The following is a 21,258-nucleotide window of genomic DNA, read 5'->3' as shown; positions in this document are numbered from 1 at the left end:
CGGGGAACTCCAGGTCAGACACGCCCTCAGGAAACTCACACCGTTACATTTCCGTGATATTTTGCGAACCGTGTAACGAATCGGTTACAGTGAACAGGTCGATAAACTCTGCTCAGGGATATTTTTGTGATTGATTTTCTGAAGAACCGCAAGGTTCAGATCGCTGCACAGGCGGTCGTGATCACCGGACTCGTCGGTGGCACGGGCGCGGTTGTGACCATGAACAAGCCCGTGACCTTGGAGGTCAACGGACAGGCCGAAGAGATCCGAACCTTCGGAGGAACGGTCGGGGACATCCTCGACAGCCACGAAATCGATGTCGACAAGCGCGACCAGGTCAAGCCCGGTGTGGGCACCAAGGTCGACCGTGATATGACGATCACCGTCAACACGGCGAAGAAGGTTGCGCTGTCCGTCGATGGCAAAGAGACGAACGAATGGACCAATGCGAACACCGTGGGTCAGGCTCTGGCCGACCTCGGTGTCGACGCGAAGGGCGCCGACCTCAACGCGAAGGCCAGCCAGCGTCTGAAGGACGAAGGCAATGACATTGAGGTGACCACGTCGAAGGACCTCACCGTCGTCGCCGACGGCAAGGACCACAAGGTCTCGGCCGCTGTGGGCACCGCCAAGGAAGCCCTCAAGGACACGGGCGTCAAGCTCGACAAGGACGACTTCCTGTCCGTGCCGATGTCCGCCGAGGTCTCCGACGGCCAGGTGCTGACCGTCAACCGCGTGAAGAACGACACCGTCAAGGACAAGCAGGCCATCAAGGCCAAGGTCGAGACCAAGAAGTCCGATTCCCTCTACGAGGGTGAGACCAAGGTCGAGACCGAAGGCAAGGACGGCGAGAAGCAGGTCACCTACAAGGTCAAGACGATCAACGGCGAAGAGGTCAAGAAGGAGAAGAAGGACGAGAAGGTCCTCTCCGAACCCAAGACCAAGGTCGTCATCCAGGGCACCAAGAAGAAGGAGGAGCCGGCTGACACCGGCGGTTCCGACTCGGGTGACTCCGGCGATTCCGGTTCGGGCGACTCCGGTGACTCCGGTGACTCGAGCACCGGCGGCGGCTCCGGCAGCGGTTCCATGTCCACCGCCGAGATCAAGGCGATGCTCGGCGGACCCGGTTCCAAGTGGTACTCGGTCGTCGAGTGCGAATCGAACTTCGATCCGAAGGCTTCGAACGGCACCCACTTCGGTCTGTTCCAGTTCCTGCCCTCGACCTGGCAGGCCATGGGCGGCAGCGGCAATCCGTCGGATGCCAGCCCGCAGGAGCAGTTCCAGCGCGCCAAGAAGCTCCAGGCTGAAGCCGGCTGGGGACAGTGGGCCTGCGCCTGATCTGAGATCAGGTTCGCAGTAACCGACTGAGCGCCTGTATAGGCCATGAACTCTGGCCGTCATTGACAACAGATATCGACAACTGAGCTGAGGCGGTCAGCAAGGAGCGTGGGCCCCGAGGAGAGATCCTCGGGGCCCACGCTTTTCGGTGCCCCGCTGCCCCGGCTTCCGGGGCCCAATCTGAACTTTCGCCCAGAGCATGACGAATTGCTGGCACTCAAGTTGACCGAGTGCTAAGAGCGTTCTAGAGTCAGAATTAGCACTAGCACTCATTGAGTGCCAGTTTCATGAGACGGTCGAATCGCTCGGCACCCGCGACGACGAGAGGTTCATGGCATAAGCCGCCGTCTGACTCGATGAAATAGAACCCAGCGAAGGGAGAGGGCCCGATATGTCGGTCTCCATCAAGCCACTCGAAGATCGGATTGTCATCCGTCAGGTCGAAGCAGAACAGACTACCGCCAGTGGTCTGGTCATTCCCGAAACCGCCAAGGAAAAGCCTCAGGAAGGCGAAGTTGTCGCAGTGGGCCCGGGCCGTGTTGCTGACAACGGTAACCGCGTGCCGGTCGACGTCGCCGTCGGCGACAAGGTCATCTACTCCAAGTACGGAGGCACCGAAGTCAAGTACGCAGGCGAAGAGTTCCTCGTGCTCTCGGCTCGCGACGTGCTCGCCGTCATCGGCTGAATCCCCTGAACAACTACTTCACTGACAGGAGGACGAATGCCTAAATCATTGGAATTCAACGACGAAGCCCGTCGTGCACTCGAAAAGGGTGTCAACACCCTGGCCGACACCGTCAAGGTGACGCTGGGACCCAAGGGCCGCAACGTCGTGCTCGACAAGAAGTGGGGCGCCCCCACCATCACGAACGATGGTGTGACCATCGCCCGTGAGGTCGAGGTCGACGATCCTTACGAGAACCTCGGCGCACAGCTGGCCAAGGAAGTTGCCACCAAGACCAACGACATCGCCGGTGACGGAACCACCACCGCGACCGTTCTCGCTCAGGCCTTCGTCAACGAAGGACTGCGCAACGTTGCCGCAGGTGCCGCACCCGGACAGCTCAAGCGCGGCATCGAGACCGCCGTCGAGGCCGTCTCGCAGCAGCTGGGCGCGATCGCCCGCGACGTCGCCGACTCCTCGGAGATCGCACACGTCGCCGGTCTGTCGGCTCAGTCGCCTGAGATCGGCAAGCTCATCGCCGATGCCTTCGACAAGGTGGGCAAGGACGGCGTCATCACGATCGACGAGTCGCAGGCCGCGTCCGTCGAACTCGAGATCACCGAAGGAATGCAGTTCGACAAGGGCTTCCTGTCGCCGCACTTCGTGACCGATGCCGATCGCCAGGAGGCTGTGCTCTCCGACGCTCTCATCCTCATCAACCAGGGCAAGATCTCCAACATCCAGGAGCTCCTGCCCGTCCTCGAGAAGGTGCAGCAGGCAGGCAAGCCGCTGTTCATCATCGCCGAGGACATCGAGGGTGAAGCTCTGTCGACCCTGGTCGTCAATAAGCTGCGCGGAATCATCAACGTCGCCGCCGTCAAGGCTCCCGGCTTCGGTGACCGTCGCAAGGCCATCCTCGAGGACCTCGCCGTCCTCACCGGTGGCCAGGTCGTCACCCCGGACATGGGCATGAAGCTCGACCAGGTCACCCTGGAAGAGCTCGGCAACGCCCGCACCATCACCGTCACCAAGGACAACACCACCATCATCGATGGTGCCGGTGCCGACGATGCTGTTGCCGGTCGTGTCGCTCAGATCCGCGCCGAGGTCGAGAACACCGATTCCGACTGGGACCGCGAGAAGCTGCAGGAGCGCTTGGCCAAGCTCTCCGGCGGAGTCGCCGTCATCAAGGTCGGCGCCGCCACCGAGGTGGAGCTCAAGGAGCGCAAGCACCGCGTCGAAGACGCCGTGTCCGCTACTCGAGCCGCCATCGAAGAGGGAGTCGTCGCCGGCGGTGGATCGGCTCTGATCCACGCTGCGAAGGTCCTCGACGGCAACGACCTCGGTCTGTCCGGTGACGCACTCACCGGTGCCGAGATCGTCAAGCGCGGAGTCGTCCAGCCGCTGCGCTGGATCGCCGCCAACGCGGGCCAGGACGGCTACGTCGTCGTCGCCAAGGTCCAGGACCTCGAGTCCGGCCAGGGCTACAACGCCGCCATCGACGAATACGGCGACCTCATCGGCGCCGGAATCATCGACCCCGTCAAGGTCACCCGTTCGGCGCTGCGCAACGCCGCTTCGATCGCCGCCCTGGTTCTCACCACCGAGACTCTGGTCGTCGAGAAGAAGGACGAGGAGGACGAAGCCTGAGCCATTCGCTCGGACTGAGTCGTCTCTGACCACGACAGTGGCCCGGAACATCACGTTCCGGGCCACTGTCGCATTCATCGGCGTATTCACCCTCACCGAGGCGGCCGCCGCTTATTCAACGCATTCTGAGTGGCTGTATCCGAGCCTGACCTTGGCGTCGGCTTGAACGCGAACGTATTCACCTCGGAGACAGGTGCTGTTCACGAGCGAACCCATCGCTGTCGTTACAGTGATCGGAATATTCGATTGAAGTTCTGCAGTGCATGACGTGAACAAGGGATCCATGAAGAGAATTACGATGATCGGCGACGTAGGCTGGAGCCGGTTCTACCATCTCGGCGATGAGGCCATGACCGAACTGGCCATCGATGCGCTCCGTGCCCGTTCGGACATCGCCATCACACTCATTGCCGGTGAACCTGAGCACGCGAGCGAAATGTACGGTGTCGACGCTGTCAAGCGTATCGGGTTCAAGCGCGACCGACGTCCGAATGCCTCGCGGATGGCGAAAGTTCTCGACTATGTCGGTGGAGATCGGGCAGCGCTCAAGGCAGATGACCCGGCGATTGACGTCATCGGGGCGGTTCGTGAGTCCGATGCTGTCCTCATCGCCGGCGGCGGTAACCTCAACTCGATGTTCGCCCACCACATCTATGAGCGTGCGACCCTGGCGAAGATCGCTCGCGTCCTCGGCAAACCGTATGCGTTGACCAGTCAGACGCTCGGCCCGCTCATCTACGACGAGGATCGGGACATCGTTCACGAACTCCTCTCCGAAGCGGAGTTCGTCGGGACTCGAGAGAGCTACACGACTCACCTCGTCGACGACCTCGGACGAGGTTCGGCCACGGCGCGTCGTCAGGTCGACGACGCGTTCTCATTGACAGCGCGCGACGAGGACCGGTCTGCCGTATCGGATCTGACCGAGCATCCGTTCATCCTGGCGAGCTTCGCCGAGAAGGCCTCGACCCCGATGCTCAGCGATGATGACTATCATGCGCGGTTGGCGGAACTCACACGTCGGCTTGCCGAGGATACCGGCCTGCGGGTGCTGCTTGTGCCGCACGGCGGGGCACTGCCACCAGCGCCGGAGACGAGAGACCAGCTCACTGATATGAAGATCGCTCGGGCCAGCGGGCATGCTGAGGTCGTTCCCACCCGGATGCTCACCGCACGAGAGCTCATCGCCCTGACGGAGCAAGCCCAATTGGTCGTCGGGACCCGGTACCACGCTGCGATTTTCGCTGGAGCCGCGGGCGTCCCGTTCATCTCACTGGCGCCGAACCTCTATTCGTCGATCCGCATGCGTGGAGCTGCTGAGAACGTCGGTATGGAGGACTTCGTGCTGCCGCTCGATTCGGTCGACGACATTGTGGCAACTGGGGTCGGCGCGGTGGAGGACCGAGGCGAGCTCACGAACCGATTGCGTTCGCAGTCGCAGAAGCGCCGCGCCGAGCATAGGGAGTGGTGGGACTTCGTCGTGGCGAAGACGCTGGGCGTCACTCCCGGAGCGGCGGAGTCCGAAGCACCCGGCTTCTTTCACGCCGATGTGATCGACAACCCTTACGTCGACAACATCGGCGTTGTCCGCGAACGTCTCAACGCCGTCCAGAACTATGGGTTGGTGATGGCGCTCAAGGACCGGAAGGCGGCACGGTTGAATGAAGAGGTGCAGGCGGTGAAGTCGCAGCTGCAGCGCGTACGCACCGAACGCGACGAGGCCCGCCGACGTGATGAGCGGCGCGAGGCAGAGCCTGTCGTCCGGGCAGCGCGCCGTGTCGAGAGCGCGAGCCGACAGTCTGCAGACTTCGCCCGCCGCGCATATCGCCGGCTGCGTTCCGCGCGCAGGTAGGCTCAAGGGCCTCGGGCGCGCAGGATTCCACTTTCGACACACCCTGCTCTGAAATGCACACTGAAGAGCCTGGGCAATTCAGAGACAGGTGTACAAAAGGCCTGAAGCCACTGTGACCCAGCCGTTGTTGAGCGCTTTGTGCCGTCTAGGGCGTGCTCGGGCGTGGGGCCGTGTCGTTGGTGTCGGCTTTGTGCACGCGCGCGAGGCCTGGACGAAGGGTGCTCAGGCAGGGCGTGTTCAGGCGCGGTCGCTCTCGAGCTGAGTGCGCAGGCGGACAAGGTCGGCACGAACCATGTCGGCGTCCCGGTCGAACTGGGCGTCGTCGACTCCTGGCAGACGGAACAGAGTGAAGACCACCTCGGCGCCGGTGCCGTTGGCGAGCACCCGCAGGGGATTGTGCACGATCGTGCCGTCGGGGAAGATCACGTCGTGATCGAGGATGCCCAGCTCCGTGTGCGGGCCGAAGCGGACTTCGACCTCGCCCATCGGGGAATCCGTGATCCAGCGGCCGCCCGCCTCGCGGATTCCATTGCTCAGTCCTGCGGCCCAGGCCGGAAGGTTCGCGGGATCGCCGGCGAAGGCCGCCACCTCGGCGGGTGAGGCGTCGATGGACGTCGATAGGTGGAGCGCTGGATTCGTCATCTCCCAAGTGGACCACATGAGAAGCCGCGCGGCCAGAGAAAGGGAGCGGACCATAGCAGGCGGGACGGCCATCGCAGGCGGGACGGCCATCGCAGGCGGGACGGCCATCGCACGCGGGTCGGTACCTCGCACGCGGTCCGGCCCAGAGTGCCCTCCCTCGTGCCGCTCGCAGCAGACCGTACACAGCTCGCTCACACCTACTGGCCAGTCGCTTTTCATGTTTCTTAAGCCCGATCCTCGTTAGTCTGGAAATGACAGCTTGCACCGACGCATGAGGAATCTATGACCACCGGCCCAACGATGCCCATCGCCCGACTTCGCGACGTTTCGAAGGTCTTCGATCCGAAAGGGGCAGCGGTCACGGCTCTCAGCGGGGTCAGCCTCGACATCGCACCGGCCAAACTGACCGCAGTGATGGGGCCCTCGGGCTCGGGGAAATCAACACTTATGCACGTCCTCGCCGGACTCGATCGTCCCACCTCGGGCTCAGTCCACCTCGGCGAACAGGAGATCACGAAGCTGCGCGACGACGACCTCACCGCCCTGCGCCGCCGCCGGATCGGATTCGTCTTCCAAGCGTTCAACCTCGTGCCCACGCTCACCGTCAAAGAGAATATCCGCCTGCCCTTCGAACTCGACGACCGTCGGCCCAATGCCGACGAACGCGCCTGGATCACCACGGTTGTCCACCGCCTGGGGCTGGAAGACCGCCTCAAACACCGACCCAACGAGCTCTCCGGCGGTCAACAGCAGCGCACCGCCATCGCCCGGGCGCTCGCAACCCGCCCCGACATCCTCTTCGCCGACGAACCGACCGGCAACCTCGACGCGAAGTCCGGTCGCGAAGTTATGGTGATCATGGTCGAGGCCGTCCGCGACTTCGGCCAATCCATCGTGCTCGTCACTCACGACCCGATCGTCGCCGCCCACGCCGACCGCGTGATCTTCATCGCCGACGGCACCCCCGTGACGGAACTGAACGACACCATCACCGCCGAAGCGATCGCCTCGACCATGCTCGACATCGACGAACGCGCCGAATCCGCGGTGAGTCGATGAACCCGCTGCGCGAAATTCGAACCAATCCGCGGCAGTTCTTCCCCAGCATCCTCGTCGTCTTCATCGCCGCTCTCTTCGGCACCGCAATCATGCAGGGCATCGCGATCCTGACCGCGTGGCTGTCGTCCGAGAAGATCATCGCCGAGTCCGAGACCGCGCAGAACTTCCTCTCGATGATCGGTGTCACCTTCTTCCTCATCGCTCTCTTCGTCTCCGCGATCGTCATCGCGAACACGTTCTCGATCATCATCGCCGGTCGCAGCCGCCAGCTGGCTCTGCTGCGCCTCATCGGGGCGTCGTCGAAACGGCTGCGCAGGGCCGCCTCGGTGGAGGGCCTGATCATCTCCGTCCCCGCCGCGGTGCTCGCCTTCGCGGCGTCAACCGGGCTGGCGAAAGCGGCCCAGAATTATCTGGGCAGCGCCATCACCGAGGAGGTCGCCCTCCTCACCCCAACCATGGCTGTTCCAGCGCTCGCCACGATCATCGTGACCTGGCTGTCGGCGTACCTGGGCGCGCGCCGCATCACGGGGATCTCACCGATCGAGGCGACCTCGCAGGCGGTGGAGGCCCGGCCCGAGGATGCCCGCGCCTCACTCGGCGGGCTCACCGCCTCGCTGATTCTGCTGTCCATGGGGGTGACGTTCCTCGTCAACTCCGTGATCGGGGCCGCCGATCATCGGATCAGCGTGATCAGCGTGGTGCTCACCGCATTCGGCTCGAGCCTGACCTTCCTCGGCGTCATCATCGGCCATCCGTGGATCCTGCCACCCCTGCAGGCAGCGATCGGCTGGCTGTGCGGACGCACCGCTGTGTCTCGGTTGGCCGCCTCGACGATCGCCCGCCATCCCACCCGGAACGCGCGCACGGTCATCGGTCTCGTCATCGGCATCACGCTCATCGTCATGTTCGCCACCGCCATGACCACCTTCCGTGATCAGCTGCTGCGGTATGCCAGGTCGCTCGGCGAGGAAGGGTGGGGCGGCCTCGAAGACGCGCTGGCCACCGTCATCGACAAGTCGATGCTGTTCGCGTTGGCCCTCATCCTCTTCTCCGTGATCATCGCCGTCATCGGCGTCGCGAACACACTCATGCTCTCCGTGCGTCAGCGCACTCAGGAGATCGGGCTGCTCATGGCGCTCGGCCAGACTCCGAAGCGCGTGCGTCGGATGATCACGGCCGAAGGCCTGCAGCTGAGTCTGACCGCCTGCGCGGTCGCCGTCCCGCTGGGCATCGGCTTCGGCTGGGTCGGCGCGCTGACCCTGCTCTCGCCGCTGCTCGGCCTCTTCGCACCGAGCGTGCCCTGGACGGTCGTCATCGCCGTCATCGTCGGCACCCTCATCGCCGTGTTCGTCGCCAGCCGCGAACCTGCCCGCGCGGCCACATCGATCAGCCCCGTCGAAGCGCTCGAAGCCGTGTGAGGTGCGGGTGCTGCGGATGGCTACCGCCGAGGCGTCCGGCAAGGCCGCGGCGAGCAGCCCAGTTTGAGTTGAGCAGCCCGGTTTCAAACATGGGCTATTCAACTAAGACTGTGTAGAACTGTCGTCCGGGCTGAATCGAGCTCTGCGCCTCAGTCGAGTTCGATGACGTTTCCGTTGGATCCGTCGACGCGGACGCGCTGGCCGGAGGTGAATCTGCTGGTTGCGTCGCGCACGGCCATGACGGCGGGCAGTCCGAGTTCTCGAGCGGTGACCGCTCCATGTGAAAGTGCTCCGCCGCTTTCGGTGATCACCCCGCCGGCCTGGTAGAACAGGGCGGTCCATGCCGGGTTCGTGGTGCGCGCGACGAGGATCGCTCCGTCGGGGAATGATGAGAAGTCAGCGGGGGAGTGGACGACGAAGACCTCGCCTTCGACGGTCCCCGGACTGCCTGCGGTGCCGGTGATGTGGTCGCTGTCAGCGTCGACTGCTGCTGTTTCCTTGCCGTACTCCCATTCGGGTGTGCGATCGACAGCGGCCTGGTAGGCGGCCTTGTTCTGTGCGGCGATCTCTGTGAGGCTCGTCAGAGCGGATCCTGTTCCCGTGGTGCCTGTGACCGGGCTCGTTGAGGCGCGGGTTGCGGCAGCGTCGGCGGTGTCCACCTCGCGGTCCGCGGCGTCGGCGTCGGTGGCGTCTAGGTCACGGTTCGCGGCGTCGGCACGGATCGCCGTGTCGAGGTGCTCGAAGTCGATGAAGTACACGTCCGCGGCCTCAACGAGGACCCCGGCATCGACGAGCCTGCCGCCGAGCTCCTTCAGCGCGCGCCGCATCGGCAGGGTCAGCCGCGTTGTCTGATAGTGCTCGAGGTCATCGAGTGCCGTGTAGGTGCGGGCCAGACGGATGACTTCCTGGACGAGATAGCGCAGCTTCTCAGGTGCCGCATTGACGACGGCGAGTTCGGTCTCTGCCTGCACGATCTTGCGCTCCATGTCCGTCATCGGCGCGGTCGCGGACCCTGCGCCCGGCTCCGGCGACCCGGTTCCCGCAGCGGCAGAACCATCTCCACCACCCGCTGGACTGGCCCCGGCGTCCGAAGCCTCTGCCTCGGCCACGGTCCGTGCGGCGAGCAGACGGATCTGATCGAGCACGATGTGCGGAGCCTCGACCCACGTCGGATGGTAGGCGTCGAAGTCGAGTTCACGGTGTCCGTGCTGCTCGAGGAACCGGTCGAAGGATGCTTTGAACTGCGGGAACCTCTCCAGCTCCGCGACCCCGGCCTCACCATGGTGGGCCTCGAGCGCAGTGAGCAGATCTGCATCGGCGGCGACAAGCTGCGAGAGCTCGCGCAGCTCGGCGTTGACCTGTGACGTCTTCGTCTCCGTCGACGCCATGAGGCGTTCGAACACGACCTGTGCCTGATCCTCGTCGAGAGCGAGCGAGAGCATGTGCTGCAGAGCCGCATAGAGTGTGCCCTGGGTCAGCGAGATCGCGATGTTCGGCCGGAAATACTCGGTGCCGAGGTCACTGATCGCAATGACGTGATCCCACACCTGTGCCAGTGACTTGTCTTCCAACGGCTCGTTCGACAGGCGACCGATCCCGATGAGATACGTGTCGAGATCACGCATCCACTGCACCGGCAACTCCTGCACCCACCCGAACTGCCGAGCGATCTGGGGCAGCGACTCGGTGATCGTCTCGACGCTGGAGAGCATGTTCGTCGGCAGCCGACCGGCGTAGAGATCGACCGCGGTCTGATTGCCGTAGATATAGAAATCGCGCATGACGAACCATTTGTCATCGAACGGCGGCAGCCCCATGAGATCGAAACTGTGATTGAGCGAATGATGGAAGCCGGCCTCCACGAGATCCCAGGTCAGCGGTGTCACCGGGGTGGGGAAGCGCTCCGCGGACTCATCGCGGGTCCACCGCGGAGCCACCCGCGTGATCGGCCGCGACTGCAGCAGATAGAGATCGCCGTCATGCAGCGCCCATTCGATGTCTTGAGCGAACCCGAAATGGTTCTCCGCGGCCACCGCGAGCTCGGCGACCTGTTTCGCCTGCGCCGTTGTCAGCGCCGGACGCGTGCGCTGATCCGCGCCGAGGTCGACGACCCTCGTACGCGCGCCGCCTCCCTCACAGAGGCGGTCGCCTCCGACGTCGTGGCCAGCCCCGTCGCCCGCGCCGTTCCCACCGCCGCTCATGATGAGCGCGGTGGGCTTCTCAGCGATCTCGGCTGCGACCTGCTCGCCGGTTTCCCTGCGGACCCGGAATTCGTCGACCGGTTCCTCCCCGCCGACGACCGTTTCGCCGAGACCGAAGGCCGCGTTGATGAGCACCTCGTCGGTATTGCCGCGCACCGGGTCGACGGAGAACGCGACTCCAGCGGCTTCGTCGGCGCTGACTGAGACCATGAGCTGGACGACCACGGCCATCTTCGCCTCAAGCTGATCGACGCCGAGCTGCCGGCGGTAGCGGAAGGCGTGCTCGTTCCACAGTGAGGCATAGCAGTCGCGCACCGCCTCGGCGATGGCTGCGGTTCCACGCACGCCGAGGTAGGTGTCGTGCTGCCCGGCGAACGCTGCACCCGGCAGGTCCTCCATCGTGCCCGAGGACCGCACTGCCACGGCCTGCCCGGTCAGTCCCGCCTCGGCAACGGCTTCGTCGAATTCGGACAGCCACGCATCGGGGATCGGGGTGGCACGGATGAGGTCGGCGATCGCCTCGGCGGGAGAGTCGGTGCCGATGAGCTCGGCGATCCGTGACTGCAGCGGTGCGATGAACTGGGAATAGGCGTCGGCGGTGACGATGAAACCGCCGGGCACGGGCAGGTTCTGCGCGGACTTCGCCAGGCTGGCGCCCTTGCCGCCGCTGCGGGCCAGATCGGTGGCGAGGGGATCGGTGAAGCGGAGTGTGAGGCTCATCGGAGCTCCTTCGGGTCTGCGGTTCACGACACTGTTCATCGGGTGTGGTGCGGTTCGTCGGATGGGGTGGGGTTGGAGGGTTGGAGGGTCGGTGCGGTTCGTCGGGTGGGGTGGGGTTGAAGGGTCGATGCGGTTCGTCGAGCAAGGGCGGTTCACAGCCGGATGCGACGGACTCCCAGCAGCAGCCAGCCGAGCACCCCGCTGAGGACGCCGGTGCCGATGACCGCGGGCCAGAAGAACGCCGCGATGATCAGCGCCGGTATCCAGACCATAACCGCTGCGAAGCCCGCGAGGATGCGAAAGAATGTGACAGTATTGCGACCGTCCGCGCGTGACCCGGCGACTGCGGCGGCCACAAGGATCGGGGCGAAGAGCCACAGAGCCAGGAATCCGACCCACCTGATGCCGGGATAGGTTCGCGGTCTGGAGACGGTATTCGCCGAGGTGGTGCGGCCCTCGGCCTCGTCAGCCGAGGTGGGGCCGTCTTCTTTGGGAGCGACCGAACCGCTGGCGTTCTGCAGTTCGAGGAACGACTGGGCATAGCTCGCCGAGGCGCCCGGAATCCTCCGCGCCCGGTCGAGGGCGCGGGCTTCGACAGCGGTGAACGTCGCTTCGTCGGGGCAGTTCACCGACACATCGTCAAGGGCGGCACCCATCGCCGAGGCGACCGCCGCCTCCCATTCTTTGACCTCCCTGCCGTCGCGGTCGGGAATCGTGACCGCGCGACCGCGGACCACCTCGGCGCGGGAGCGGAACCGATCCGGGGTCGAATAGAACAGGCCCACGGGGATGACCTCGACGTCGATGCCGTCTTCGATGAGGGCACACGCGATCCGGGCAGCGCCGGACTTGTACGGCTGCGGGCGGTGGCCCCACTCGCTGCTGGCCTCGGGGAAGATGCCGAGGTCACCGCCTCGGCGCAGGTGGGCGAGTCCTGCCTCGACGGGGCTGGCCACGGAGGCGGGATCGAGTCCGTAGCGCTCGACGTCTTTGGGACGGACCACGGGGATGCCGGCAATGAAGAGGCGGAGGAACCAATGGCGCAGCAGCTGGATCGAGACGAGGAACTGAGCGTGCGGGAACGCTGCTAGCACCTGGTGGCCATCGATCGCGCCGTTGCGGTGGCTGGCGATGATGAGGCGCGGTCGCCGGGCGGGACCTCCGTCGGGCGCGGAAGGAGAGTCAGCGGATGCGGCGGGACGGCCGGCACCTGAGGCGGGGGTCGCCTCGGCGGGAGATGATGCCGGCTTCGGTGACTGGGAATCCGGGCTCGAGCTGAGGTCGAGCACGCGGATGCGGCCGAAGTACACGGTGCGCATGGCCGCGTTGATGATCCGGTGGCGCAGGCTCAGTGAGGCATCGCTCATGACACCAGTCCACCACAGGTCCGGGTGGGATGGGACGTCCTGGCTATGCAATCGACGGTCGGCCAGGACGACCGCGGCTCTCGGCCTTCGTCAGTCGGCAGCCACCTCGCTGCGCAGTTTGTGCTTGAGCAGTTTGCCTGAAGGGTTGCGCGGAAGTTCGTCGATGACGAAGACTTCGCGTGGCAGCTTGTAGCGGGCGAGCTTGTCAGCCAGGTGGTCGCGCAGTTCCTCGACACCGAAGTCCTCACCATCTGCAGTCGTGATGAAGGCGACGACCTGCTCGCCCCATTGCTGATCCGGCTTCGCCACCACCGCGACATCGGCGACCCGGTCGTGAGTGATGATGGCCTCCTCGACCTCGAGGGAGAACACGTTCTCACCGCCGACGATGATGACGTCTTTCGAGCGGTCGACGATATAGAGGTACCCGTCCGCGTCGAGCCGGGCGAGATCACCGGTCTTGTACCACTCGCCCTCGAAGGCCGCCTCGGTGGCTGGGGGATTGCCGAGGTATTCGCGCATCCGGGTGTCACCGGCGAACCAGATCTCGCCGGTTTCCCCGGGACCCGCCTCGGCCCCGTCGGCCGTGACCACCCGCATCGCGTTGCCGACCATCGCGTGCCGACCGATGGATCCTGCCTTGCGCAGCTGATCCTCGGGCCCGAGAAGACAACCGGTCGGACCCATCTCGGACATGCCGAAGAGGTTGTAGAACTGGTTGGTCCCGTAGGCGTCGATGAGCATGGCTGCCGTCGATCGGTCGATCGGGGCACCGCCGTAGTTCCACCGGCGAATGGAGGAGAAGTCGTAATCACCGAAGTCGAGGCCGAGCTTCTTCGCGGTCATGATCGGCGCAACATAGGCGACGGTGGGTCCGAAGAACGTCGTGATCTGCTCCGCGGCGATGATCTGCATCGATTCGACCGGGTGATACGCCCGCTGGAGGACGACGGTTCCACCCATCTGGATGGTGGGGACGAGGGCGATGTTCAGCGGCGCCGAATGCCAGATCGGCATGCAGATGAGGTACCGGTCATCGCTCTGGTAGCCCATATTGAGGTTGATGAGTGTGCCGACCTGGACGATATTGCGATGCGAATGCACGCACCCTTTCGGCGAGCTCGTCGTGCCCGAGGTGTAGAGGATCTGCGCGACCTGTTCATCGGTGAAGTCGCCTGGCGCGGCCTCCGTGGCGTTCTCGAGCTGGACATCGAAGCTGCCCGGGTCGTTGGGTTCTGTCTCCAGCCAGGCGATGTCCGGTGCCCCGGCCCGCGCGGTTTCGGCGAGTTCGGTGCTGACGATGCCGAGCTTCGCTCCCGAATGCTCGACCGTGTATTTGACTTCCGGAGCTTGGAACTTGTGATTGATCGGCACAACCGTCGCCCCGAGGTACCAGGCACCGAAAGCGGCGAAGACGAAACCTGGAACATTCAACGTCATGATGCCGACGGCGTCGCCAGGCCGGATTCCGTTGTCGGCGAGCACCTGCGCTGCCTTGAGCGCCCGGTGCCGCAGCTCGGCATAGGTGAAGCGCTGATCCTCGTAGACCACGGCCTCTTTGTCCGGGTTCCGCAGGACGGTGGTGTCGAGCATGGTTCCAAGCTTCATTGCTTCTCCTTGTGACGAGTGCCATACTGAGAACAATTGAACCACGATTCATTTCTTTGGGGAAGCGACAGTTCGGGCTGGCGCCGAGGTTGATGACGTCGACACCGTGGTGCCGCTGCGACCGATGGGGTGAGGATGGCATATCGCGCAACCCAGCGCACTCGGGCCAACGCCGAGGCGCGCCGCGCAGGCATCGAACGTGCTGCCCGACACGTCATCGCCCGCGGTGGATTCGCCTCGGCGAATGTGGCCGCCGTTGCCGTCGAGGCCGACTGCAGCGCCGGGTCGATCTACACGTATTTCAGCAACCGGGATGAGCTGTTGCGTCTCGTCTTCGCCCAAGCAGCCGGTCACGAGCTGGATGTCATCGCCGGCACAGTCGCCGAAGCATCCACGGCCTCGGAGATCGCGGAATCGACTGTCGAGGTCTTCGTTCGCCGAGCCGTCGCGGGGCGCAGGCTCGCCCACGCGCTGCTGCTTGAAGAGGTCCCCGAACCCGTGCAGAGCGAACGGCTGCGGCTGCGCCGAGGATACGTCGCCGTCATCGGAACCGCCCTGGACCGCGTGGGCGGCACGCAGATCCCCGCCGAGGTGGCCGCCCGTTCGATCGTCGGATGCGTGGGAGAGAACCTCGTCGACATCCTCGACCCGACTACCGCGAACCCGAGTCCTGCGGAGATCGAAACTCTCGTCAAGGCACTGACCACCTTCACCCGATCGGCATTAGGAGAACCATGACCACGACCGCAGAACCGACCGCCCCGCGGACGACGCATACCGTGTTCAACCAGGCACCACCTCGGCGAGATATCAACGAGTTCACGCTGAATACGGCCCTGAAGGACGCGCTCGCCCACTATGCGCCGGATGCCTCGCTTGACGAGGTCGAACGCATCGGAGCGCTCGTCGGCAGTGCGGACTTGATCAGCGACGCCCGCCTGGTCAACGTCCACGGACCGGAGCTGCGGACCCACGACGGCTGGGGCAACCGCATCGACGAGGTCGACTTCCATCCGGCCTATCACCGTATTATCGGAGATGCGCTGGAGGCGGAAGCTCACTCCTACGCCTGGACTCATCCCGGGCCGGGGGCCAATGTCGAACGTGCCGTACGGTTCATGCTCTTCTCCCAAGTCGAGCCCGGACATGCGTGCCCGGTGTCGATGACGCACGCGGTCGTGCCGTCCCTGCGTGCCGATCCCGCGCTCGCCGATTTCTGGGTGCCACGCGCCACGGCCGCCGGCTATGATCCGCGGCGGATGGACCCGGCGTCGAAGTCCGCAGTGACTTTCGGCATGGCGATGACGGAGAAGCAGGGCGGATCGGACATCCGCGCGAACACCACCTACGGCGTTGCGTTCGGCGACCACTACCTCATCACCGGCCACAAATGGTTCTGTTCGGCTCCGCAGTCCGACGCGTTCCTCGTCATCGCCCAACTCGATGAGGGCCCGAGCTGCTTCGTCGTACCCCGTGTTCTGCCTGGCGGAGAACGGAATACGTTCCGGATCCAGCGGCTCAAGGACAAGCTCGGGAACAAGTCCAATGCCTCCTCGGAGGTCGAGTTCGACGCCACACACGGATGGCTTCTCGGGCAGGCGGGCAAGGGTGTCCGCACGATCATCGAGATGGTCGCCCAGACCCGCCTCGACTGCGTCCTCGGTTCGACCGCTGGGATGCGCCAATGCGTGGCCGAAGCGGCCTGGCACGCTCGCGGGCGTGCGGCCTTCGGGGCTGCGCTCATCGACCAGCCGCTCATGCGCGCCGTCATTGCCGACCTCCAGCTTGAAGCTGAGGCAGCCACCTATACGGCGCTGCACCTGGCCGCGTCCTATGACGACGATAGCGACGAGGCGGCCGACTTCCGACGTCTGGCCACCGCCGTAGCGAAATACTGGATCTGCAAACGCGGTCCCGAACATGCTTATGAATCGCTCGAATGCCTCGGTGGCAACGGCTACACGGAGTCCTTCCCTCTGGCTCGCCGCTACCGAGAGCAGCCGGTGATGGCCGTGTGGGAAGGCTCCGGAAACGTCATCGTCCTCGACGTGCTGCGTGCCTTGGCCCGCGAACCGCGCAGCGCGAAGACGTTCCTCGGCTTCCTCGAGACCGGGCTGGGCAGACACGCGGACTTCGATGCGGCGTACGAGTCGTTGGCCCGGTCGCTGCAGTCAGCGGTGCAGGATCTGGATTCCGGGGATGCGGCAGCGCAAGCGGCGCTGCAGGCGCGAGGCCGTGTCCTTGTGGAGAAGATGGCGCTGCTCATGCAGGCGTCGATCCTCTTCGAATCCGCCCCAGCTGAAGTGGCGGCCAGTTTTGCGGCGGCCCGCCTCGGTGCCGATCGGGGCCGCGAATACGGTGCCCTGCCCGACGGAGTCGAAGTCGACTTCCTCGTCGCCCGAGCGTGAGCGGGCGGCCCGGGCGCTGAAAGCACAGTTTGAGTTGAATAGCCCAGTTTCAAACATGGGCTATTCAACTCAAACTGTGCTGCAACCCTCGGGTGACCTGTGTTCTCAGCCGCGACGAAGTGCGAAGACGCGGCGGAATTCAGTCGCGTCGGTGAGCGGAGACGCAGCGGCGGCGGTCGACGCGCATGACTCGGCCGCGGTTGCGCCGTCGACGCTGAACGCAGTCCGGCGGTCCCTCGAAATCCGGTCGCGGAGTGCGAGAGACGACAGCAGGTTTGTGCTCGAGGGCGAATGAATCGGCCTCCCATTCCGGGGCGCGTCGCGCACCGAACTCAGAAGTTTCGATGAACGACCGGAACTCCGCGACCAGGCGCTCCTGCATGTCGTAGAGGCTCTCATCGTTGCCTGGGTAATCGAGGAGGACTTCAATGGCCTCCCCGGCGACGACGATCCGCGCGAAGAGCCGACGCTCGTCTTCGGTATCGCGGAGCATCGCGATGCTGTCCCACTCGTGATCGGCGAACATCGCGAGAACGATCGGAGTGACGACCTTCTCGCAGAGGACATCCTGCGTGAGTTCGATGCGGTCCATGTGTCCCACCATATGTGCTCAGTCGTCGGGAGTTCGAAGGCGTCTCGGAGTTTTGCGGAAACCGCGGCCGATCTGCGGTATGCGGCAGACTTCGTGCGGTTCCACGCCAATGCTTCCGCGACCGCGACGACGACGGGGCATCGCAAAGACTGGGACGGAGACGACACCGCAAAGACTGGGACGGAGATGGCACCGCATAGACTTGCCCCCATGCCCCGCAGTCCGCTCTCGCCCCGAGAAGGAATCTCGGCGACCGCGCTGCGCGCCCCCGGCGGCAAGGCCACCCATGCGAAGAATCACCTGCCCGTTCCCGATTCGATCGGTCAGTGGCTCGAATCCGAATTCCCCGAAGCGGCCCCCGATTCCCGACGGGCGCTGCTGACATATGGGGACATGCGCGACGAGGCGGGGGTCCCGGTGGCCTGGGACGATCCGGTCATTCCCGGCGGGTTCTACTTCTTCCACCGTCCGGTCCCGCCCGAAGAGCGAATCCCGTTCGAGGTCGGGATCGTCTTCGAGGACGATGACCTCCTCGTCGTCGACAAACCCCATTTCCTCGCCAGTACCCCGAACGGACGATTCGTCCGCGAATGCGTCGTCACTCGTCTGCGCGTCGACCTCGGCCAGCCCGATCTCGTCGCCATCCACCGCCTCGACCGGATCACCGCCGGACTGCTGGTCCTGTCGAAACGGCCCGAGACGCGCGGCCGTTACCAGCGCCTGTTCCAAGACCGACGAGTCAGCAAAACCTACCGTGCCCTGGCGCCGGCCCCGCCGCCAGAGCTCGGATTCCCGCTCGTCCGCGAATCGCGCCTGGTCAAACCCGTCGGCGGACGCCAGGTGCACGAAGTCGCAGGGGAGCCGAATGCGGTCAGTCGGATCCGACTGCTTCGGACCATCACCCCACCGGACGGCGAGCCATCGCGAGGTGACACGGATACCTTGCCGCCACCTCGGCGAGGTGGAGCTGACGGTGCCCCGTCCGAACGGGCGGGAGACGGAAACGGAGCACCACCTCGGCGAATTGATGCGATTGCCGAATACGAGCTGAGTCCGGTCACGGGCAAGACGCACCAGCTGCGGGTGCACATGAACGCGCTCGGGCTGCCCATCCTCGGTGATCCGGTCTACCCGGTCGACCTCGCCCCGGACCCCTACGACTTCTCATCACCGCTGCAGCTGTTGGCCGCGGAGATCGCCTTCGATGATCCGCTGAACGGGCTGAGCCGACGATTCGAGAGCGGACTCGAACTCGAACCCGCCGCAGTCAGCTCCGATCCAGGCGAAACCCGGTAGCCTGGTGTTATGAGTCCACACGCCCCCGGATGCACATCAGAGGCCATCGTCGCCCTTGTCCGCACCCGCATCACCGACGGTGAATACCCGGCAGGAAGCCCGGTCCGCGATGGTGCCCTGGCCAAAGAATTCAACGTTTCGCGCAACACCGCCCGCGAATCGCTGAGCCTGCTGCGCCACGCCGGGCTGCTCACTCAGGAACCCAACCGGGGCTTCTTCGTCTCCACCTTCGGCATCGACGAACTCAAGGACCTCTACCGCGCGCGCCGGGTCTTCGAGATCCGCGCGGTGCAGGAATCGCAGGACGCCACCGACGAGGCGATGGCCGCCGTCGAAGCCTCCGTGGTCAGGGCCGAAACCGCACCGAAGAATGAAACTTGGGCCGACGCGCAGGAACACTCGGCGTCGTTCCACCGCGCGATCGTCGGGCTGCTGGGTTCACCGCTGCTCGATGAGTTCTACCTCAATCTCATGGCCCGACTGTCGACGACATTCTCGCGCTCGCCCGAACCAGGCAAGTACCACTCGCACTGGGCGAACCCGCACCGGGACATCCTCGAGAAGATGAAATCCGGGGACCGGCAGGGCGCCGAAGGACTGCTGCGCATCCACCTCGACGATTCCGAAGCCTCGACCCTCGACCTCGCACGGTCAGTGGGGGAGGGGCGCTAGCCCTTCGGTGAGGATAGGGCGGTCGGCCACCTGCTTCGGTGAGGGATTGACGATGAGCCGCCTCGGTGAAGGTTTCGTGCACGAATCCGACAGCTGTTCCTGTGTAGCCAGTCTCACAGTGCCCGGTGCTTGAACCCATAGCGGTCGACTCTCTCGCTCCGATAGCATTGAGCCACCGTATCTTCGCGTCGAAAGGCTGTCTTCATGGGAAACCCTGAGCAGGAATCACAGGCCGCAAACGATCCGTTCTCGCTGACGGGACTCACGTATGACGATGTCCTCCTCCTGCCAGGCGACACCGATGTCATCCCTTCCGAAGCCTCCACCGCCTCCCGGCTGACCAAGGAGATCGAGCTCAACATCCCGCTCGTCTCCGCGGCGATGGACACCGTGACCGAATCTCGGATGGCGATCGCCATGGCCCGCATCGGCGGCCTGGGCATCATCCACCGCAACCTCTCCGCCGAGGATCAGGCGAACCAGGTCGACTACGTCAAGCGCTCCGAATCGGGCATGATCAACGACCCGCTGACGATCACCCCGGACAAGACGCTGGAAGAACTCGACGAGATCTGCGGAAAGTACCGCATCTCCGGACTGCCCGTCGTCGACGAGAACAATGTGCTCGTCGGCATCGTGACCAACCGCGACCTGCGCTTCGTCACCCGCAGCGAATTCCCCACACGCACCGTCGCCGAGACGATGACGAAGATGCCGCTGGTCACCGCGCCCGTCGGCGTGGCTGCCGAGAAGGCCTTCGAGCTGCTCGCCGAACACAAGGTCGAGAAGCTTCCCCTCGTCGATGACAACAACGTCATCCAGGGCCTCATTACCGTCAAGGACTTCGTCAAGACCGAGGAATACCCGCTCGCGACCAAGGACGACGAAGGCCGCCTGCGCGTCGGTGCCGCCGTCGGGTTCTACGGAGATGCCTACGAGCGTGCAGGACTGCTCGCCGAGGCAGGAGCCGACGTCCTCGTCGTCGACACCGCCAACGGCCACGCCCGCGGAGTCACCGACATGATCAAGAAGATCAAGTCCGACCCGGCGTTCTCCGCCGTGCAGATCATGGGCGGAAACGTCGCTACGAAGGAAGGCGCGCAGGCGCTCGTCGAGGCAGGAGTCGACGCCGTCAAGGTCGGCGTAGGACCCGGATCGATCTGCACCACCCGCGTCGTCGCCGGTGTCGGCGTCCCGCAGGTCACCGCCGTCCACCTCGCGGCTCAGGCCGCTCAGGCCGCCGGGGTGCCGGTCATCGCCGACGGCGGCCTCCAGTACTCCGGTGACATCGGCAAGGCCCTGGTCGCCGGTGCCGATACCGTCATGCTCGGCTCTCTGCTGGCCGGATGCAACGAGTCGCCAGGCGACCTCATCTTCGTCAACGGCAAGCAGTACAAGGCCTACCGCGGCATGGGTTCGCTGGGCGCGATGGCCCCGCGCAAGGGCAAGTCGTATTCGAAGGACCGCTACTTCCAGGCCGATATCGCCACCGACACCGACCTCATCCCCGAGGGCATCGAAGGCCGAGTCGCCTACCGCGGTCACCTCAAGCAGGTCGCCCACCAGCTCACCGGAGGTCTGCGCCAGACGATGTTCTACGTCGGCGCGCGCACCGTCGGCGAGCTCAAGGCCAAGGGAAAGTTCGTCCGCCTGACCACGGCAGGGCTGAAGGAAAGCCATCCGCACGATATCCAGATGACCGTCGAGGCCCCGAACTACGTCGTGAAGTGACGTAGGCAGGCACATCTGACGGAGATGCCTCTGGTCAGTG

At 64.8% G+C, this 21,258-nt stretch carries 16 protein-coding genes; 11 read left to right on the top strand and 5 right to left on the bottom strand.

The features are described 5' to 3' along the window. Positions 1-126: 126 nt before the first annotated feature. The 4 genes from ACOZ9V_RS14230 (at position 127) to ACOZ9V_RS14215 (ending at position 5,504) form a co-directional block, all read left to right on the top strand. On the top strand, positions 127-1,338 hold the full coding sequence (locus ACOZ9V_RS14230; protein ID WP_139468383.1) for a resuscitation-promoting factor: 1,212 nt from the start codon (positions 127-129) through the stop codon (positions 1,336-1,338). Between the two features lie 391 nt (positions 1,339-1,729). Beyond that, on the top strand, positions 1,730-2,023 hold the full coding sequence (gene groES, locus ACOZ9V_RS14225) for a co-chaperone GroES (protein ID WP_039209993.1): 294 nt from the start codon (positions 1,730-1,732) through the stop codon (positions 2,021-2,023). Between the two features lie 36 nt (positions 2,024-2,059). Beyond that, positions 2,060-3,652 carry a chaperonin GroEL gene (gene groL, locus ACOZ9V_RS14220; protein WP_139468384.1) on the top strand — a complete coding sequence of 531 codons (1,593 nt, stop codon included), beginning with the start codon at positions 2,060-2,062 and terminating at the stop codon, positions 3,650-3,652. Positions 3,653-3,935: 283 nt separating this feature from the next. After that, entirely contained in the window at positions 3,936-5,504 is a 1,569-nt protein-coding gene (locus ACOZ9V_RS14215) for a polysaccharide pyruvyl transferase family protein (RefSeq protein ID WP_181272512.1), read from the top strand. 237 nt (positions 5,505-5,741) lie between these two features. Here the strand turns inward: ACOZ9V_RS14215 and ACOZ9V_RS14210 are convergent, their stop codons facing one another. Continuing rightward, entirely contained in the window at positions 5,742-6,146 is a 405-nt protein-coding gene (locus ACOZ9V_RS14210; RefSeq protein ID WP_181272443.1) for an SRPBCC family protein, read from the bottom strand. A gap of 282 nt (positions 6,147-6,428) precedes the next feature. Here ACOZ9V_RS14210 and ACOZ9V_RS14205 point away from each other — a divergent pair, with 282 nt between their 5' ends. Further along, entirely contained in the window at positions 6,429-7,205 is a 777-nt protein-coding gene (locus ACOZ9V_RS14205) for an ABC transporter ATP-binding protein (protein ID WP_181272444.1), read from the top strand. Beyond that, positions 7,202-8,623, top strand: coding sequence for an FtsX-like permease family protein (locus tag ACOZ9V_RS14200; protein WP_139468388.1), 1,422 nt, complete (start codon positions 7,202-7,204; stop codon positions 8,621-8,623). The genes ACOZ9V_RS14205 and ACOZ9V_RS14200 overlap by 4 nt, the downstream gene beginning before the upstream one ends. 149 nt (positions 8,624-8,772) lie before the next feature. Here ACOZ9V_RS14200 and ACOZ9V_RS14195 read toward each other — a convergent pair whose 3' ends face one another. The 3 genes from ACOZ9V_RS14195 to ACOZ9V_RS14185 form a co-directional block, all read right to left on the bottom strand. After that, positions 8,773-11,544, bottom strand: a complete 2,772-nt coding sequence (locus tag ACOZ9V_RS14195) for a PEP/pyruvate-binding domain-containing protein (RefSeq protein WP_434591049.1) — start codon at positions 11,542-11,544, stop codon at positions 8,773-8,775. Between the two features lie 152 nt (positions 11,545-11,696). Then, positions 11,697-12,911 carry a hypothetical protein gene (locus ACOZ9V_RS14190; RefSeq protein WP_434591046.1) on the bottom strand — a complete coding sequence of 405 codons (1,215 nt, stop codon included), beginning with the start codon at positions 12,909-12,911 and terminating at the stop codon, positions 11,697-11,699. 90 nt (positions 12,912-13,001) lie between these two features. Further along, a complete protein-coding gene (locus ACOZ9V_RS14185) occupies positions 13,002-14,519 on the bottom strand; it encodes a class I adenylate-forming enzyme family protein (protein WP_434591043.1) in 1,518 nt (505 codons plus the stop codon). A 135-nt stretch (positions 14,520-14,654) separates the two neighbouring features. On the opposite strand from ACOZ9V_RS14185, the gene ACOZ9V_RS14180 reads away from it, so the two are divergent. Together ACOZ9V_RS14180 and ACOZ9V_RS14175 are read left to right on the top strand one after the other, a co-directional pair. Next, the gene (locus tag ACOZ9V_RS14180; RefSeq protein WP_172170756.1) at positions 14,655-15,257 is read left to right on the top strand and encodes a TetR/AcrR family transcriptional regulator; all 603 of its coding nucleotides are present in this window, start codon (positions 14,655-14,657) and stop codon (positions 15,255-15,257) included. Next, complete coding sequence (locus tag ACOZ9V_RS14175) at positions 15,254-16,927, top strand: acyl-CoA dehydrogenase family protein (protein ID WP_434591040.1); 1,674 nt, start codon at positions 15,254-15,256, stop codon at positions 16,925-16,927. The genes ACOZ9V_RS14180 and ACOZ9V_RS14175 overlap by 4 nt, the downstream gene beginning before the upstream one ends. 139 nt (positions 16,928-17,066) lie before the next feature. Here the strand turns inward: ACOZ9V_RS14175 and ACOZ9V_RS14170 are convergent, their stop codons facing one another. Further along, the gene (locus ACOZ9V_RS14170; RefSeq protein ID WP_181272451.1) at positions 17,067-17,519 is read right to left on the bottom strand and encodes a hypothetical protein; all 453 of its coding nucleotides are present in this window, start codon (positions 17,517-17,519) and stop codon (positions 17,067-17,069) included. 210 nt (positions 17,520-17,729) lie between these two features. Between ACOZ9V_RS14170 and ACOZ9V_RS14165 the strand changes: the two genes are divergently transcribed. The 3 genes from ACOZ9V_RS14165 to guaB all read left to right on the top strand — a co-directional run bounded on the left by ACOZ9V_RS14165 (position 17,730) and on the right by guaB (position 21,218). After that, entirely contained in the window at positions 17,730-18,815 is a 1,086-nt protein-coding gene (locus ACOZ9V_RS14165; RefSeq protein WP_434591036.1) for a pseudouridine synthase, read from the top strand. Between the two features lie 9 nt (positions 18,816-18,824). Further along, entirely contained in the window at positions 18,825-19,487 is a 663-nt protein-coding gene (locus ACOZ9V_RS14160) for a GntR family transcriptional regulator (RefSeq protein WP_025776861.1), read from the top strand. A 204-nt stretch (positions 19,488-19,691) separates the two neighbouring features. Then, positions 19,692-21,218 (top strand): IMP dehydrogenase, encoded by a 1,527-nt coding sequence (gene guaB / locus ACOZ9V_RS14155; protein ID WP_434591033.1) that lies wholly within the window; start codon positions 19,692-19,694, stop codon positions 21,216-21,218. Positions 21,219-21,258: the final 40 nt, after the last annotated feature.

The sequence above is a fragment of the Brevibacterium sp. 1718 genome (genome assembly GCF_051131255.1).
GTDB lineage: Bacteria > Actinomycetota > Actinomycetes > Actinomycetales > Brevibacteriaceae > Brevibacterium > Brevibacterium sediminis.
Note: the sequence above shows the minus strand (reverse complement) of the source record. Positions and strands in the feature narration are given on the sequence as shown.